The organism is Bartonella sp. AP21QHHD (assembly GCF_042196205.1).
Classification (GTDB): Bacteria; Pseudomonadota; Alphaproteobacteria; order Rhizobiales; family Rhizobiaceae; genus Bartonella.
Genome location: NZ_JBHIPT010000100.1, coordinates 41,793 through 58,493 on the forward strand (window position 1 = coordinate 41,793; position 16,701 = coordinate 58,493).

13 protein-coding genes are annotated in these 16,701 nt (G+C 37.1%); 6 read left to right on the forward strand and 7 right to left on the reverse strand.

Annotated features, from left to right (window positions below; genetic code table 11):
- Nucleotides 1-2 precede the first annotated feature (2 nt).
- Nucleotides 3-1,049, forward strand: coding sequence for a sn-glycerol-3-phosphate import ATP-binding protein UgpC (locus tag ACFIMC_RS06080; protein WP_375613290.1), 1,047 nt, complete (start codon nt 3-5; stop codon nt 1,047-1,049).
- Between the two features lie 1,923 nt (nt 1,050-2,972).
- Here ACFIMC_RS06080 and ACFIMC_RS06085 read toward each other — a convergent pair.
- From ACFIMC_RS06085 to ACFIMC_RS06095, 3 genes are read right to left on the reverse strand one after another with little or no spacing between them, the layout of a single operon-like run.
- Entirely contained in the window at nt 2,973-3,890 is a 918-nt protein-coding gene (locus tag ACFIMC_RS06085) for a metal ABC transporter solute-binding protein, Zn/Mn family (RefSeq protein WP_375671916.1), read from the reverse strand.
- 10 nt (nt 3,891-3,900) lie between these two features.
- Nucleotides 3,901-4,770, reverse strand: coding sequence for a metal ABC transporter permease (locus tag ACFIMC_RS06090; protein ID WP_375613292.1), 870 nt, complete (start codon nt 4,768-4,770; stop codon nt 3,901-3,903).
- A 3-nt stretch (nt 4,771-4,773) separates the two neighbouring features.
- The gene (locus tag ACFIMC_RS06095; protein ID WP_375671917.1) at nt 4,774-5,526 is read right to left on the reverse strand and encodes an ABC transporter ATP-binding protein; all 753 of its coding nucleotides are present in this window, start codon (nt 5,524-5,526) and stop codon (nt 4,774-4,776) included.
- 680 nt (nt 5,527-6,206) lie between these two features.
- On the opposite strand from ACFIMC_RS06095, the gene nrdH reads away from it, so the two are divergent.
- The 4 genes from nrdH to nrdF are packed head-to-tail and all read left to right on the forward strand — an operon-like array spanning nt 6,207 to nt 9,947.
- On the forward strand, nt 6,207-6,431 hold the full coding sequence (gene nrdH / locus ACFIMC_RS06100; protein ID WP_005774163.1) for a glutaredoxin-like protein NrdH: 225 nt from the start codon (nt 6,207-6,209) through the stop codon (nt 6,429-6,431).
- Nucleotides 6,431-6,829, forward strand: coding sequence for a class Ib ribonucleoside-diphosphate reductase assembly flavoprotein NrdI (gene nrdI, locus ACFIMC_RS06105; protein ID WP_375613294.1), 399 nt, complete (start codon nt 6,431-6,433; stop codon nt 6,827-6,829). Before nrdH ends, nrdI begins: the two co-directional genes overlap by 1 nt.
- The gene (gene nrdE, locus ACFIMC_RS06110; RefSeq protein WP_375611834.1) at nt 6,811-8,961 is read left to right on the forward strand and encodes a class 1b ribonucleoside-diphosphate reductase subunit alpha; all 2,151 of its coding nucleotides are present in this window, start codon (nt 6,811-6,813) and stop codon (nt 8,959-8,961) included. Before nrdI ends, nrdE begins: the two co-directional genes overlap by 19 nt.
- Nucleotides 8,962-8,972: 11 nt before the next feature.
- A complete protein-coding gene (nrdF, locus tag ACFIMC_RS06115; RefSeq protein WP_375611833.1) occupies nt 8,973-9,947 on the forward strand; it encodes a class 1b ribonucleoside-diphosphate reductase subunit beta in 975 nt (324 codons plus the stop codon).
- Here nrdF and prmC read toward each other — a convergent pair.
- The 4 genes from prmC to secA form a co-directional block, all read right to left on the reverse strand.
- On the reverse strand, nt 9,944-10,810 hold the full coding sequence (prmC, locus tag ACFIMC_RS06120; protein WP_375613295.1) for a peptide chain release factor N(5)-glutamine methyltransferase: 867 nt from the start codon (nt 10,808-10,810) through the stop codon (nt 9,944-9,946). The genes nrdF and prmC overlap by 4 nt on opposite strands.
- Complete coding sequence (prfA, locus tag ACFIMC_RS06125) at nt 10,807-11,883, reverse strand: peptide chain release factor 1 (protein ID WP_375613296.1); 1,077 nt, start codon at nt 11,881-11,883, stop codon at nt 10,807-10,809. Before prfA ends, prmC begins: the two co-directional genes overlap by 4 nt.
- A 222-nt stretch (nt 11,884-12,105) precedes the next feature.
- Nucleotides 12,106-12,597: a Fur family transcriptional regulator gene (locus ACFIMC_RS06130; protein WP_375611830.1), complete on the reverse strand. Its 492-nt coding sequence runs from the start codon at nt 12,595-12,597 to the stop codon at nt 12,106-12,108.
- Entirely contained in the window at nt 12,536-15,253 is a 2,718-nt protein-coding gene (gene secA, locus ACFIMC_RS06135) for a preprotein translocase subunit SecA (RefSeq protein ID WP_375671919.1), read from the reverse strand. The genes ACFIMC_RS06130 and secA overlap by 62 nt, the downstream gene beginning before the upstream one ends.
- Before the next feature lie 435 nt (nt 15,254-15,688).
- On the opposite strand from secA, the gene ACFIMC_RS06140 reads away from it, so the two are divergent.
- A complete protein-coding gene (locus tag ACFIMC_RS06140) occupies nt 15,689-16,642 on the forward strand; it encodes a peptidylprolyl isomerase (protein WP_375611828.1) in 954 nt (317 codons plus the stop codon).
- Nucleotides 16,643-16,701: the final 59 nt, after the last annotated feature.

Here is a 16,701-nt window from a genome sequence, read left to right on the forward strand (position 1 = left end):
TTGTGGCCATAATCCAGTTATCAAATATAAAAAAACAGTATGACAACGGCATTCTGGTCATTGATGATTTAAACTTAACTGTTGCCGATAAAGAACTTCTTGTTCTTGTCGGTCCTTCAGGGTGCGGAAAATCGACCTTATTACGTATTATAGCAGGACTTGAACAAGTTACCTCAGGTGAATTATGCATTGATAACGAATGTATCAATGATCGTGAACCAGCTGATCGTGATATCGCTATGGTTTTTCAAAATTATGCCCTTTATCCCCATATGACAGTTCGTGGAAATTTAGAATATGGTCTTAAAAATCGTAAAACTCCTAAAGAAGAAATTAAAAAACGTATCGCACATGCTGCAAAGCTTTTGGAGATAGAACCATTTCTTGATCGTAAACCACGACAATTATCAGGAGGACAACGTCAGCGTGTTGCAATGGGGCGTGTGATTGTACGTCAACCCCGTGTTTTTCTCTTTGATGAACCTCTTTCAAATCTTGATGCAAAATTACGGGCGCAAATGTGTATTGAAATAAAAACACTACAGCGTTCATTAGGAACAACGAGCCTCTATGTTACCCATGATCAACTAGAAGCTATGACATTAGCTGATAGAATAGTCGTTTTGAATAAAGGAGCTATCGAGCAAATTGGAACACCAATGGAAATTTACGATACTCCAGCAACAACATTTGTTGCTGATTTTATTGGTTCTCCTCCTATGAATTTTCTTGATCGCTATGTCTTAGAACAACATTTAGGGCATTCATTTTCTTATGGTGAAGAAACTGATCTTTTAGCATTCAGACCTGAAATAATCTTATTGGGCGAACATCCAGATAAAGGGCCTGTCTTTCACACAAAAATTGAGCTTATCAAGCTTATTGGAACAGGTTGCCATGTTTTAACGCGTTGGAATGGTATCATCTTTACGATTGAAATAAAAGAACGCTTGACACACGACTATGGTCAAAAACTAAGTTTCACTGTTGCTCATCAGAATTTTCATACTTTTAATAAAAACACAGGAAAGCGCACAAATAATAAGTAAGCATTAATTGATGTGATACGACTCTCTTTTATGCTGCGTCATGATAATGGTGTGTTTTGACTTGCTCAATTACATTTACAAACTCAGGTTGTAACCGATGGGATTAAAAACAAAATTTTAACAGTTTTGGTAATGATCTATTGTCCCATAGCGCTGAGAATGTCAAAACATTTATATGAAGAAATTTTGCATTTTCACGGTCTGTAAGAAGAATATAATTTTCAAACATCATTTTCATTATAAAAAAATATCAATATAGAATAAATCTTTATTAACCATATTTTTACTCATTTATAATTTTGTTATAAAAAACAACATATTATCATATGTTTCTTGATGTAATAATTTATGTGTATTATAAAAGTAAATGAGAGAAATAGAGAGAAAAAATGAGTCACAGATAAGGGAGGATGCGCCCCATATCTGAGCTTTGATCCCTAACATAAGAAGTCTATTTGATGCACAAAATACGATGCTGTTCTAAATAATCTCTACGAGAATAGGCGCATTCTATTTTACCGCTGGCCATATGATCTAAAATAGTTTCAGAGCTCCTATAAGAAGCATTTGTTTTTTTTACCAATCACATAAATTAGAGAGAAACCTATGCGCGCATGCTGCAAGTTTATTTTTTCTCATGTAAATCACTATGCAATTCTCAACAAGGGTATCTGATAAGTTGCAAAAAATCACTGAGAGATAGAAGGCGTGCTTGTTTTAGAATTTTCATTACTTTTAGCGATAAAAGCAGATGAAACACATCTGTAACATCTCATCGATCTTTTCTATATTCTTGAGTTAAAAATTGCCTATAGATCATCCTCAAACAGATCTTTATGAATATAACATAAAGGATCGATGCGAATACCTATAAGAATCAGCAGAGACAAAGACAGTTATGTTATTGTTTTACAAAGCATTGTATAAAATCTGGTATATTTTTTCAATATATTGCCAGTTTATTAATGGTTTTATGATATTACTTTCTTATAAAGCGCGTGCTTTTTGTTGCTTATAAATCAACCTAAACTTTATACAGCAGTATGTTTGAGACAAATATGAAGACGGTTCAGTGCTGTATTCAGTTTTGTATGCCAAAGTAGAATAAGCTTATCTGCTTGTGTAATTTCTAAAATGAGGAGACAGCTTAATTTAGGGAGAATATGAAAGCATCAAATAAAAAATAGATTCTGTCTTTAGCATCATCTTTTAATTTAGTATTGCAATTTTCAAAAACATCTGAGCCAGTGTCTCTTACATAATGGCGATTAAGTATTGCCGAACACATTTTTTTACGTAATAGAATTGCATCTCTCATACAAAACAGAATACCTAAACAGAAGGCTATTGGGTTGCCAATTTACGCACTTTTTTAAAAAAATATCTTGCAAGGTTGTTCCAACTATTTTTTCACGCAGTCGTTTATAAGTAGTATAACATAAAATCCATTGTGTATCGCCATCTTTATGCTTATAAAAATGCAAGCTGGGGCCATCATCATACTCTCTTTCAGTCTCCAACATTGCAACAATTATTGTGTTGAGACTCTTCATAAGAGGCATTTTTTCTTCAAGTGGTTTTTATTCATACACTAATTCTACTTGCATGTTATAAATGAAGTTGGATAGATAAAAATACTTTAAGAAAGAGACACCAAATTCTTCTTATGAATCGTTTCAAGTGTCGAGAGTTATTGTAAAAGAAGCATTGAAAAATAGAATGCTACTGCTGACAGTTTGGGCACCATGAGGCAATAAATCCACTTACTTTATCTATCTTAGAATCTATAGAGTATAAATTTCTCTGTAAAAGTAACTTTATTTCATATCAATGTTATCAATTATAGCTGTTGGGGTATCATTAGTAACATAATCATAGACTTACGATTTTATGAACTCTTTTTTATCTCTTTTATAGAAGATCTTAATGTTTTGTGATAGCGTCAATGATGGTATTTACATTATGTTCCATCATATCGAGATAAGTTGCTGCAGGGCCATTTTTGTTTGACAATGCATCAGAATAAAGTGTTCCACCAATTGTTAAACCTGTTTCTTTTGCAATCTGTTTTATGAGACGGGGATTAGAGATATTTTCAACGAATAGGGCAGTTGCTTTATTCGCTTTAATTTGTTTTATAAGTTTAGCAACATCGGCTGCGGTTGCTTCAGTTTCTGTTGAAGCACTTTGAGGGGCAAGGATAGTAAAACCATATTCCTTGGCAAAATAGCCAAAGGCATCATGAGATGTGATAATGATACGTTTATCTTTAGGAATGGTAGCAATTTTTGTTTTCAGGGTATCTTGTGCTATTTTAAGTTTTTGGATGTAGGTTTCGGCATTTTTTTTGTAGCTGGTACAGGATTGTGGATCGATTTTACAAAAAGCAGCAGCGATATTCTTCACATAGATTTTGACATTGGGAATTGTTTGCCAAGCGTGTGGATCAATAACGCTGTGGTGGTGATGGGCATTATGTTCTTGATTTTTCATTTTGAGGGAGGGAATGTTAGCGCTAACTTCGACAAGAAGTGCTTTTGTACCACTTGCTGTAATGAGGCGATCAATAAATCCGTCTAAATGAAGCCCGTTGATGAAAATAATTTGAGCATTTCTAAGAGCCTGAGCATCATGGGGGGTAGGTTCATAAGTGTGAGTATTCGCATTGGGACCTACAAAAGTGGTCATAGAGATATGGTTGTCTCCTACATTTTTTACGAGATCTGCAAGAATAGAAAAGCTCGCAACAACTTTGATTTTATTGTGTGCAGAAGCAGAAAATGGAGAAAGGGCAAGCAATAAAGCTCCAAGAAGAACAAATTTTTGAGCAAACTTAGGCACATTTTTTTCCTTAAAGTGAGGAGGTATAAAAGAGGTGGGGAAACCATGTTACAATAAAGCCACGTGGACTTATCAAACAGGAAACAAGATAAATAAATCCTGCGGCAATGATGATAGCAGGGCCGGAGGGAAGTGAAAGATGAAAAGAAAGCAGGAGACCACATACGCTAGAAATGATTCCAAAAAGAGTGGAAAGCGCGCAAATAGGGCCTAGCCGTGAAAACCAAAAACGGGCTGTAATGGCTGGAATCATCATAATACCAACGGAAAGTAATGTTCCTAGTGATTGAAAGCCTCCAACCAGATTCAGCACCACAAGTCCAAGCAATGAAATATGAATATATTTACTCAATGGAGAGAGTGATTTAAAAAAGAGGGGGTCAAAGCTTTCTAAAACGAGTGCACGCCAAAAAATACAAAGGCTGCAGAGTGTAATCAGCATTATAGTAGTGATTAACCAAAGGGCTTGTGCATCAAGTGCAAGAACCGATCCGAATAAGAGATGAAGCAGCTCAATTGTTGAGTCTTTCAGTGAGATAATAATAACACCTGCCGCGAGTGCAATAAGATAAAAGACGGTCATGGATGCATCTTCTTTCTGAAAGCTGTTTCGTGAAATCAAAATGGTTGCTAAAGCAACAATAAGACCAGCGAAGATACCACCAAGTGTCATAGATATGAGGGAAAAACCACAAATCAGAAAAGCAATTGCAACACCAGGAAGAATGGCATGAGAGATAGCATCTCCTGTCAAGCTCATTCCACGGAGCATCAAAAACACACCAACAGGACAAGCGCTAATAGACAGAAAAATAGAACCGATAAGGGCGTTTTGCATAAATTGGAAATCAACAAAGGGGGCAAGAAAAAATGCATACACGTCTTATAACCTAAGAAAGAGAGGATCATTGATGAGAAGATTTTGTTTTTGTGCGCTAATAGGTAAAGAATTGGATGTGAGAGGTGGCATAACGTGATGAAGGGTGTTGTTTAAAAACTGTGTTGTTTCTCCATAAAAGGCGTTTTGTTGATCAATTTGAATCATTTGGGGGAAAAATTCTTGCACGATGAGAGGGTTATGGAGTGCGGTGAGAATTGTGCGTCCTTGCTGTTGCCAGTATGTGATCAGAGCAAGAAGGTCTTTTTGGGTATTATGATCTACACCATTGAAAGGTTCATCAAGTAAAATAATATTGGCATCTTGTACAATGATACGTGCAAAAAGAGCGCGTTGTAATTGCCCGCCTGATAATGTTTCAAGCGAACGGGGTGCGAGTTCTGTAAGCCCAACCATTTTAAGAGCATTTTGAATCTTAGAATCATAAGGGCGCTGATTCTTCCATAATCCACAAAAAGACCACAGTCCTGTTTTTACAAGCGTTTTCACATCAATTGGAAATGTTTGATCTATATTACATTGCTGAGCAAGATAAGCAATGCGGCTTTTTTTTGGTTTTGTAATTTTTCCTTTAAGAGGTTTAATCAATCCGGCGATGGCTTTTAGCAGTGTCGATTTTCCAGCGCCATTATCACCTGTTATTGCAACCAATGAACCAGCTTTTAACTTTGCTGAAAAGTTCTTTATTGCTATTCTATTCCTATAGCCTAATGTTGTTTTATTGAAGTGCAGATCCATATTTTTTACCATCGTTGCTTATTATTTTGGAAACTATGTAATAATATAACGTTTGTCAACAAAATGTTATATTATTACATAGTTTTGAGTACTGAAAATTTTAGTGGGAAGATCGTGGAAAATTAAAAATAATAATTGAATTCACCTTGACGAAAGAGAGAGAGTATATACTATATATAGTATCAAAATGATTGGTGATTCTAAATAAGCACAAGAGAGGGTGTTAGTGTGTTTCGTTTGGTATCTAAGTTATTTCCATTATTGTAAAGAGTTTATTGGCCAAAGGTATAGCAGTATTTTTACTGAAGGGTCTCTTTTGGAAGGATTTCCTTTCGTTTTTGTAATTGATTTTTGCCGTAAAAGAGCAAACAGAGCTCTTGAAAAACGGTAGTTTAGAACATTAGTTTTTTAGACAGCAGGAGGGAATTGTAATGCAAGCAAAAGATTGTTTTATAACTAGGGGGCTTTGCCATTTAAGTTGTAGAATAATCGCTTATTCTCATCATAGTTTTTGAAGTTATTTGATGAGGAATTCTGTTATGTTCAGGAAGCTGTGTATTATTTGAAAATAACCACATGTTTTGCGTACAATTTCTATTTTTTGTTATTCTTGAGTACCTATAAAATTATTAGATTGACCTTTCAGGGTTGATTGTTTGGAATTGTGAAAGTTGAAGAAAATGTCGATCACTATTTATAGCAAACCATCTTGTGTCCAATGTGATGCTACACGCCGCGCTTTTGATGCAAAAGGCATTCATTATCGTGTTGTTGATATTTCCTGTGATGAACAAGCATACAGTTTTGTTCAATCTCTGGGGTATCGTCAGGTTCCTGTCGTTGTTTGTGGTGAAAATCATTGGTCTGGTTTTAGACCAGATATGATTAGTGGTCTTTGTGCTTAATGGGGCTTATTGTTTATTATTCGAGTGCAACGGGTAATACAGAACATTTTGTCTCGCAGCTTGGGCAAAGACTCTTCAAAATTGATAAAAGAAAGCCTTCTGCATTGGTTGGTGAACCTTATGTATTGGTTGTTCCTACATATGCAGATGGTGAAGGAAGAGGGGCCGTGCCGAAAGCCGTTGTCCAGTTTCTTAATGAAGCTGAGAACCGAAAATTAATTTGTGGTGTTATTGGCGGTGGGAATCGTAATTTTGGTCGCTATTATAATCTAGCAAGTAAAATTATTGCTGAAAAATGTTGTGTACCTTGCCTTTATCGTTTTGAGCTGCGTGGAACTGATGAAGACGTTATTTATGTAAAAAAGGGATTGGAAAGATTTTGGAAACAATTGGTATAGGACAATCGCAGAAATCGGATCAGATTACTGATTATCATGCGTTGAATGCAATGCTTAATCTTTATGATGAAAATGGTCATATTCAATTTGATATGGATCGGCTTGCTGCGCGGCAATATTTTCTTCAGCATGTTAATCAAAATACAGTTTTTTTTCATAACCTGAAGGAAAAAATAGATTACTTAATAGAGGAAGGTTATTATGAAAAAGCTTTATTTGAGCTTTATGATTTTTCTTTTATTAAAAAGCTTTTTAAACGTGCTTATGCATTTAAATTTCGTTTTCCTACCTTTTTAGGCGCATTTAAGTATTATACCAGCTATACACTGAAGACTTTTGATGGGAAACGTTATCTTGAACGTTATGAAGATCGCGTTTGTCTTGTAGCTTTATATTTGGCACAAGGGAATAAAGCTCTTGCTGAAAGTTTTGTGGATGAAATTATTACAGGACGTTTTCAACCGGCAACACCAACATTTTTAAATGCTGGGAAAAAACAACGAGGTGAATTGGTTTCGTGTTTTTTGCTACGTGTTGAAGATAATATGGAATCGATAGGTCGTTCGGTTAATTCGGCTTTGCAGCTTTCAAAACGTGGTGGAGGTGTGGCGCTTTGTTTAACGAATTTGCGGGAAGCAGGGGCGCCAATTAAGCAAATAGAAAATCAGTCCTCAGGTGTTTTACCGGTGATGAAACTCTTGGAAGATTCTTTTTCTTACGCCAATCAGCTTGGGGCACGACAGGGGGCGGGAGCTGTTTATTTGCATGCTCATCATTTAGATATTATGAAGTTTTTGGATACAAAGCGTGAAAATGCTGATGAAAAAGTTAGAATTAAAACGCTTTCGCTTGGTGTCGTTATTCCTGATATTACTTTTGAGCTTGCACGGAATAATGAGGATATGTATCTCTTCTCATCGTATGACATCGAGCGTGTGACAGGTAAGCCCTTTAGCGATATTTCTTTAACGGAGCATTATCGTTCTTTTGTTGATAATGCAAAGATTCGTAAAAAGAAAATAAGTGCACGCGTTTTTTTCCAGACATTAGCGGAAATTCAATTTGAGTCGGGTTATCCCTATATTTTATTTGAGGATACTGCTAATCGATCGAATCCGATAGCTGGGCGCATAAGTATGAGCAATTTATGTTCAGAAATTTTGCAGGTGAGTGAGGCGAGTGAACTGGAGACAGATTTAACTTATCGCACGATTGGAAGTGATATATCCTGTAATCTTGGATCCATGAATATTGCCAAAGCAATGGAAAGTCCTGATTTTGGACAGACCGTGGAATCTGCTGTTCGCGCTCTGACTGCTGTTTCGGATATGAGCAATATTGATTGTGTGCCTTCCATTGCGAAAGGCAATGCTGAAAGTCATGCGATTGGTTTGGGACAAATGAATTTGCATGGGTTTCTAGCGCGTGAGCAGATCTATTATGGGTCTCCAGAAGCGATTGATTTTACCAATATCTATTTTTATATTGTGACATATCACGCCATACGTGCTTCCAATTTAATTGCGCACGAACGTCAAGAAATGTTTGCAGGGTTTGAAAAATCAGCTTATGCAGATGGACGTTTTTTCGAGAAATATATTGAAAAAGAATGGAAACCGCAATTTGCGCTTGTGCAAGAGCTTTTTGCACGGAATAATATTGTTATTCCAGATCAAAAGGATTGGCAGGAACTCAAAAAATTAGTTATTGAGTACGGGCTTTATAATCGCAATCTACAGGCAGTTCCTCCCACGGGATCTATTTCCTATATTAATCATGCCACTTCCTCCATTCATCCAATTGCTTCAAAAATCGAAATTCGCAAAGAGGGAAAAATTGGGCGCGTTTATTATCCTGCTCCTTATATGGATAATACGAATTTGAATTTTTACCAAGATGCTTATGAGATTGGCCCTGAAAAAATTATAGATACCTATGCTGCGGCAACACAGCATGTTGATCAAGGTCTTTCATTAACATTATTTTTTCCTGATACAGCGACCACACGTGATATTAACCGCGCACAAATTTATGCTTGGAAAAAGGGTATCAAGAGTATTTACTATGTACGATTACGGCAAGTAGCATTAAGTGGAACAGAAGTTGATGGCTGTGTTTCGTGCAGTTTATAGGAGATCATCATATGACAAAGATTACAACCAAAAATCCTGTTGTGTGCGCTGTTAATTGGAATAGATTACATGATGAGAAAGATCTTGAAGTATGGAACCGCTTAACTGGGAATTTTTGGTTACCTGAGAAGGTTCCACTTTCCAATGACATTCCCTCATGGTCAAGCTTAACGGATGAAGAACGCAAGCTAACGATTCGTGTTTTTACAGGACTAACGCTTCTTGATACAATTCAAAACACTGTAGGAGCCATTTCGCTTCTGGCTGATGCGATAACAGAGCATGAGGAGGCAGTTTTGACGAATATTGCCTTCATGGAAGCGGTTCATGCACGTTCTTATTCCTCTATTTTTTCAACCCTTTGTTCGACGGTAGAAGTTGATGATGCGTTTAGATGGTCAGAAGAAAATATTCATTTGCAGAAAAAGGCTAGATTAGTACTTGAGCGTTATGAAGCAAATGATCCACTTAAGAAAAAAATTGCTTCGACTTTGCTGGAAAGCTTTTTATTTTATTCTGGTTTTTATTTGCCCATGTATTGGGCCAGTCGCGCTAAGTTAACCAATACAGCAGATCTCATTCGACTGATCATTCGTGATGAAGCGGTCCATGGTTATTATATAGGTTATAAATTCCAATTGGGCTTTGCAAAGCTTGATGAAGCCAAAAGACAAGAAATTAAAAATTTTGCTTTTAACCTGCTCTTTGATCTTTATAACATCGAGTGCAAATATACTGAAGATCTTTATGATGCGCTTGGATTGACAGAAGATGTTAAAATTTTTCTTCATTATAACGCTAACAAGGCTTTAATGAATTTAGGTTTTGAAGCTCTTTTCCCCCCTGAGGTTTGTCGTGTTAATCCCGCTATTTTGGCAGCTTTATCACCAAACTCTGACGAAAATCATGACTTTTTTTCAGGGGCAGGTTCTTCTTATGTCATTGGCAAGGCGGTTGCTACCACGGATGATGATTGGGAATTTTAATGTTTGCATGCAAATAGAAGTGCGCGGGGTATTCCACTGAGGTCTTTGCGCATTTCTAAACATTGGAAGCCATTTGTTTCAAACAAATTGCAAACTTCTTTTTCTTGAGAGTAACCAATTTCAACAGCGATAGTGCCGTTTTCTTTTAAGTAGTTGGCTGCTTCATGGGCGAGCTTTCGATAAAAATCAAGACCATCTTTTCCACCGACAAGAGCGCGCAATGGATCATGTAAGCGCACTTCTTTTGCAAGTTTTTTGATATCTTTTGCGGGGATATAAGGTGGATTGGAAACAATAAAATCAAAGCGATCTGTGACAGAATCAAACCAGTCGCTAAGAAGGGGTGTGAAGCGGTGTGCTACTTCAGCATTTTTTGCATTTTTTGTCGCTGTTTTAAGGGCATCTTCAGAAATATCGACAGCGACTGCATAGGATTGGGGAATTTGTTTAAGAATGGCAATGGCAATGGCGCCACTTCCTGTTCCCATATCAAGGAATGTTGTTCTTCTCGAATTTTCGATCTGTTTTTGGAGAAAAGGGAGAACAAGATCTATCAGCGTTTCTGTATCAGGGCGTGGTTCTAACGTCTCTTGAGATAATGTAAAAGATATACCATAAAATTCTCGTGCTCCTATAATACGGTAAACGGGTTCGCCTGCAATACGCCGTTGTAAAGCCTGTTCTATTTGTATAATATGCTCAGAAGATAGATGCATATCTGGTTTAGAAACTCTTTCAGCAGCATTTATTCCTGTTATCCATTCAATGAGTATTTTCGCATCGAGATTGGCTTCAGAAATTCCTTTCATGCGCAATTTTTCTTGAGTTTGTTGGATGACATTTTTGAAAGAATATTTGTTCAATTATTGTCCATTTCCATCAGGAGTGCTGTTTGGTGATCTGAGATGAGTGCATGAATAAGCTCATCAAGATCTCCCTCTAGAATGCGATCAAGCTTATACAAGGTTAGATTAATACGGTGATCCGTGACACGTCCTTGTGGAAAATTATAGGTACGAATACGTTCTGAGCGATCACCAGAACCAACTTGGCTTTTACGAGAAGCTGAACGTTCACTTTCCGCTTTTTGTCGTTCGATATCGAATAAGCGTGCCCGTAAAATTTGAAGGGCTCGTGCTCGGTTTTGATGTTGTGATTTTTCTGCTTGTACGACCATAATTCCTGTTGGAATATGCGTGATACGAACAGCTGAATCCGTTGTATTAACATGCTGTCCTCCTGCTCCAGATGCACGCATTGTGTCGATACGAATATCTTCAGGACGAATATCAATATCAATATCTTCAGCTTCTGGAAGCACAGCAACGGTAGCAGCAGATGTATGGATACGCCCACCTGTCTCTGTTTCTGGGATACGTTGCACACGATGAACCCCTGATTCATATTTCAATTTAGAAAAGACACCTTTTCCTGAAATGGTAGCAATAATCTCTTTATATCCGCCAACTTCCCCCTCACTAAGTGAAATAACTTCTACTTTCCAATTGTGAGCATGGGCATAACGTTCATACATGCGGAAAAGATCACCGGAAAAAAGTGCTGCTTCTGAGCCACCCGTTCCTGCTCGAATTTCAACAATAGCGTTTTTTTCATCAGCAACATCTTTAGGCAAAAGCAGAATCTGGAGTTCTTTTTCAAATTGCTCTACTTTTTTATATAACGATGGTAGCTCTTCCTGGGCAAGATTACGCATCTCTATATCTGTTTGTTTATCGTTGATAATCGTTTCTAATTCTGTAATCTCTTCGTAAAGAGCATTTAATGCGCGTATAGAGGTAATAACGGGTTGTAGTTCTGCATATTCAGAAGCTAATTTGACATATGTTTCAGCATTTGGATTCGTCGTCATTTGGCTTTCAATTATTTCAAAGCGCTTTTCAAGCTGTCTCATACGATCTTGTGGCAAGGAAACCATGATAATATTGGCCTAATTTTTCATAATACAATTTTTATAATATTTTGTTGCAATGATTGTTTGTTATAATATTGGCAATGAATTACCGTATAGCATCATACAAAGAGGGGTAATAAAGCAATTCTTTTTTTTTGCCAATGAAAACTATTATATTTTAAAGGTAAATTTTTATAAAATTTGATTTGCCTGAGGTATTTTATCTAATGATATATGATCACTTTTTTAAGAGTTTTTTTTTCCGTAAAGTTCAAGGCGGTGATGAATAATATCATAGCCAAGGGATTTTGCAATTTCCTCTTGCAGCTTTTCAATAACATCAGAATGAAACTCGATAACTTGTCCTGTTTCTATATCAATTAGATGATCATGATGTTGCCCATCTGCTTGCTCAAAACGAGATGGACCACCACTAAAGCTATGGCGATGAATTGTTCCATTTCCTTCTAATATTTTCATGGTTCGATAAACAGTTGAGAGTGAAATATTCGAATCTATTTTGTTTGCACGCTGAAAAATTTCAAATGCATTAGGATGATCATTTGTATCAGTCAAAATATCAAGAATAACTCGTCGTTGACGTGTTACTCTTAAACCAGCTGTGCGCAATTCTTGCTCATAATTTCGCTTTTTATTCATTTGCATAGTTTGCTTTTCAAACAAAGGCTCCATGACAGTGTTTGTATTTTTTCTCTGAACCGCAAGGACAACGCTCATTACGTCCAACTTTTCCCCATGTGGTTATATCGTTAGGGTCACGATCTTGTGGATTAACAAATCTATTTTCTTGTGATCGTGCCCATAAGGTGGGAGCATTTTCTTGACTTTGATCATTAAAGACAGAAGAAGCAGCATCAGTTTGCTCAGGTATGGTCGGTTCTGTGGGGTGTTGAATGATTTCAAAGCGCATAAGCTTAGAAGTGACAATTCGGCGCAAATTTTTCAACATACTTTGAAAGAGTTCAAATGATTCTGTCTTATATTCATTGAGCGGATCCCGCTGCGCATAACCACGAAAACCAACAACAGAACGCAAATGGTCTAAACTCACCAGATGTTCACGCCATAACGTGTCAATAGTTTCGAGCAATACTGCTTTGTGAAAATAAGCCATAACTTCTGGAGAATATCGTTCAGTACGCTCATTTTCAAGTTTTGTAACAGCATTTGATACACGCTCTAGAATTTGCTCCTCGGCAATTCCATCTTCTTTTGCCCATTCTTCCACTGGAAGCTCAAGATTAAAGAGTTGTTGAAGCTCTTCTTCAAGAGTTTTTGCATCCCATTTTTCAGAATATGTCCCTGAAGGAATATAAGCCTCTACGAGATCCTCTACGACTTCATTGCGCATTTCAAGGATCATTTCTGATAAATCATCTGCGTTCATGACCTCCATACGCTGTTCAAAAATAACCTTGCGTTGATCATTCATGACATCATCATATTTTAGCAGATTTTTACGAATTTCAAAGTTTCGTGCTTCAACCTTTTTTTGTGCTTTTTCAAGGGCTTTATTAATCCATGGATGGATAATAGCTTCATTTTCTTTCAATCCAAGTTTTTGCAGCATACCATCCATACGGTTAGAGCCAAAGATACGCATAAGATCATCTTGAAGAGAGAGAAAGAATTTTGAGCGACCAGGATCGCCTTGGCGACCAGAACGTCCACGAAGTTGGTTATCAATACGACGGCTTTCATGACGTTCAGTAGCGATAACGTAAAGCCCTCCAGCCGCTAAAGCTTTTTCTTTAAGCTTCTGAACATCTTTTTTTATTTCTTCAATTTTAGCTGTCCGCTCTGGACCTTCTGGGATATCCTGTAACTCTTGTCGGATGCGCATTTCAACATTACCACCAAGCTGTATATCCGTACCGCGTCCTGCCATGTTGGTTGCAATGGTGAGAGCTCTAGGAACTCCTGCTTGCGCAATGATATATGCTTCTTGTTCGTGATAGCGAGCATTTAAGACTCTAAAATCGGTAATGCCTTCTTTTCGCAAACGCTCTGCCAATTGTTCTGACTTTTCAATAGAGGTTGTTCCAACAAGAATAGGCTGTTCTTTTTCATGAGCTTGACGGATATCACGCACAATTGCCCGATATTTCTCTTCTGCTGTTCGATAAATCTCATCATCTTCATCAATACGTTGTATTGGCAAATTTGTAGGGACTTCGACAACGTCAAGACCATAAATATTTCTGAATTCTTCGGCTTCTGTTGTTGCAGTTCCAGTCATGCCAGATAATTTTCTATACATACGGAAGTAATTTTGGAAAGTGATGGAAGCAAGTGTCTGGTTTTCTGGTTGAATAGCAACATGCTCTTTAGCTTCTAACGCTTGATGAAGTCCTTCAGAATAACGCCGCCCAGGCATCATTCGCCCTGTAAATTCGTCAATAATAACGATTTCATCATTGCGAACAATATAATCTTTATCGCGAGCAAACAGTTTATGAGCTTTTAGAGCATTATTGACATGATGAACGATAGCGACATTTTCTATGTCATAAAGACTCTCACCTTTAAGATGTCCAGCTTGTTCGAGCATTTTTTCAATTTTTTCAGTACCAACTTCGGTAAAGGTCGTTGTTTTTTGTTTTTCGTCTATTTCATAGTCTTCTGGAGTTAAGGCAGGAATAAATGTATCAATAAGGTTATAGAAGTCAGTACGATCTTCTAGAGGACCAGAAATAATAAGGGGGGTACGGGCTTCATCAATAAGAATCGAATCAACTTCATCAACAATTGCGTAATGATGTCCACGTTGGACCATTTGACTATGATCGAAGGCCATATTATCACGCAAATAATCAAAACCTAGTTCATTATTTGTGGCATAGGTGATGTCGCATGCATAGGCCTCTCGGCGGGCATCACTATCAAGATCATGAAGAATCACGCCTGTTGTAAGCCCTAGAAAACTAAAAATTTTCCCCATTGTTTCAGCATCACGACTGGCGAGATAATCGTTTACTGTCACAACATGAACGCCTTTACCTTCCAATGCATTGAGATAAATTGGTAGAGTTGCCATTAATGTTTTACCTTCACCAGTACGCATTTCAGCTATGCCGCAGTCGTGAAGGACCATTCCACCAATAAGTTGCACGTCAAAAGGACGCATGTCATAAACACGTTTTGCGGCTTCACGAACAGTCGCGAAAGCTTCTGGTAAGAGCAAATCAACACTCTCACCTTCACTAAGACGTTTACGAAAGGCATCTGTTTTTTGGCAAAGCTGCTCATCACTTAATTTTACGAATTGTTCTTCCAAAGCATTAATTTGTGCAACTTTTTGGCGGAGTGCTTTGAGATGTCGCTCATGAGCTGAACCAAAAAACTTACGGGCAAAAACACCTAAACTGACCATCTCTGGCCCTTTCTTTTAATTGTTGTCACTCTTGTTGGGTAATTCATACGCTCTCCCCATACTCTACATTTTCTTCAAATTATCTGATATCATTAGTGACATCATGAAATGCAGATGGTACCATTATACTTGCTGGTGTGCAATTTTTCACTCTAATTGTAAAGTAGAGATAAGAGGCTAAGCGCTTTATGTCAACTTTAAGTATGCTATTTAACTGATACAATACAAAGTAATTTAAGATACAATATGTCATTTTTCTCTATTATCATGTTTTTCATCTGCATTAGATAGGATTGGAGAAACTGAGATAAAAGGATAATTTTATACTTTTTTTAAATAAAATTACTAATTTATTTCTCTATGTTTAAAGATTAAAGTGTTATGGTAAAGAAAATTGGAATCTTGAACCTGCCTTCATTTTTAAGGAGTATATTTATGAAATTTAACTTTATCACGCTTTTTTTAGCATCAACTTTATTGGCAAGTACAAGTTTAGGGGTGAGTGCTCAAGAAGGTTTGAATTCATCGTCGAGTGATTTAAAGACTTTAGAGAAAGCTTCTGAAAAAGCCGTTTCTCCTTCTCATGTTATGGCGGTTATTGATGGGAAAAATATTACAGCAGGCCAATTGGATGATTTAGCGCTTGAAATAAATCCTAATTTAGCACGTTTTCCTGATGAACAACGCCGTATGATGGTTCTAAAAGCTTATTTAGATATGCAGGCCCTCGCAAAAGCAGCAAGAAGCAAAGGTCTTGATAAGACAGAAGCTTACGATAAACGTATGGCAGTCATGCGTGACAATGTTCTTCAACAGCTTTATTTTAAACAGGCGATTGTTGATAAAATATCGGATACTGATTTGGAAGCTCTTTATAAGCAAGAAGTTGCTGCTTTACCTAAAGAGGATGAGGTTAAAGCGCGTCATATTTTGGTCAAAACGAGAAAAGAAGCAGAAGCTATCATTAAGCATTTAAATAAAGGCGAAAATTTTGAAGAGATTGCAAAGAAAAGTTCAACAGATGGTTCTGCTGCCGTTGGGGGTGATCTTGGTTATTTTAGCCATGGTCAAATGGTCAAGCCTTTTGAAGATGCCGCATTTGGTTTGAAAGTTGGCGAATACACAAAACAACCCGTTGAAAGTCCTTTTGGTTGGCATATTATTAAATTAGAAGATCGTCGTGTAAAACAACCGCCTGCATTTGATGATGTTAAAGAGATGTTGCGGACACAGCTGATAAAAAAGCGCTATCAAGAACTGATTGTTGATTTGCGTAGCAAGATAGATGTGAAATACCCTGATCCTAATGTTACAAAAATCATGGAATCGCTTCATCAAAATGGGACGCTACTTCCCGATGAGACATCTGATGAAGAAGATACGGAATAGCTAGTAAAAATAAGTAGATAGCCTCTTTAATAGATAATTTGCTAGGTTAGTTTTGTTCA

Excerpts from the sequence above, each read along its gene's own strand:
- ACFIMC_RS06095 (WP_375671917.1), bottom strand. The coding sequence starts at position 5,526 with ATGGATCTGCACTTCAATAAAACAACATTAGGCTATAGGAATAGAATA.
- nrdH (WP_005774163.1), top strand. The coding sequence starts at position 6,207 with ATGTCGATCACTATTTATAGCAAACCATCTTGTGTCCAATGTGATGCT.
- nrdI (WP_375613294.1), top strand. The coding sequence starts at position 6,431 with ATGGGGCTTATTGTTTATTATTCGAGTGCAACGGGTAATACAGAACAT.
- nrdF (WP_375611833.1), top strand. The coding sequence starts at position 8,973 with ATGACAAAGATTACAACCAAAAATCCTGTTGTGTGCGCTGTTAATTGG.
- prfA (WP_375613296.1), bottom strand. The coding sequence starts at position 11,883 with ATGGTTTCCTTGCCACAAGATCGTATGAGACAGCTTGAAAAGCGCTTT.
- ACFIMC_RS06130 (WP_375611830.1), bottom strand. The coding sequence starts at position 12,597 with ATGAGCGTTGTCCTTGCGGTTCAGAGAAAAAATACAAACACTGTCATG.
- secA (WP_375671919.1), bottom strand. The coding sequence starts at position 15,253 with ATGGTCAGTTTAGGTGTTTTTGCCCGTAAGTTTTTTGGTTCAGCTCAT.
- ACFIMC_RS06140 (WP_375611828.1), top strand. The coding sequence starts at position 15,689 with ATGAAATTTAACTTTATCACGCTTTTTTTAGCATCAACTTTATTGGCA.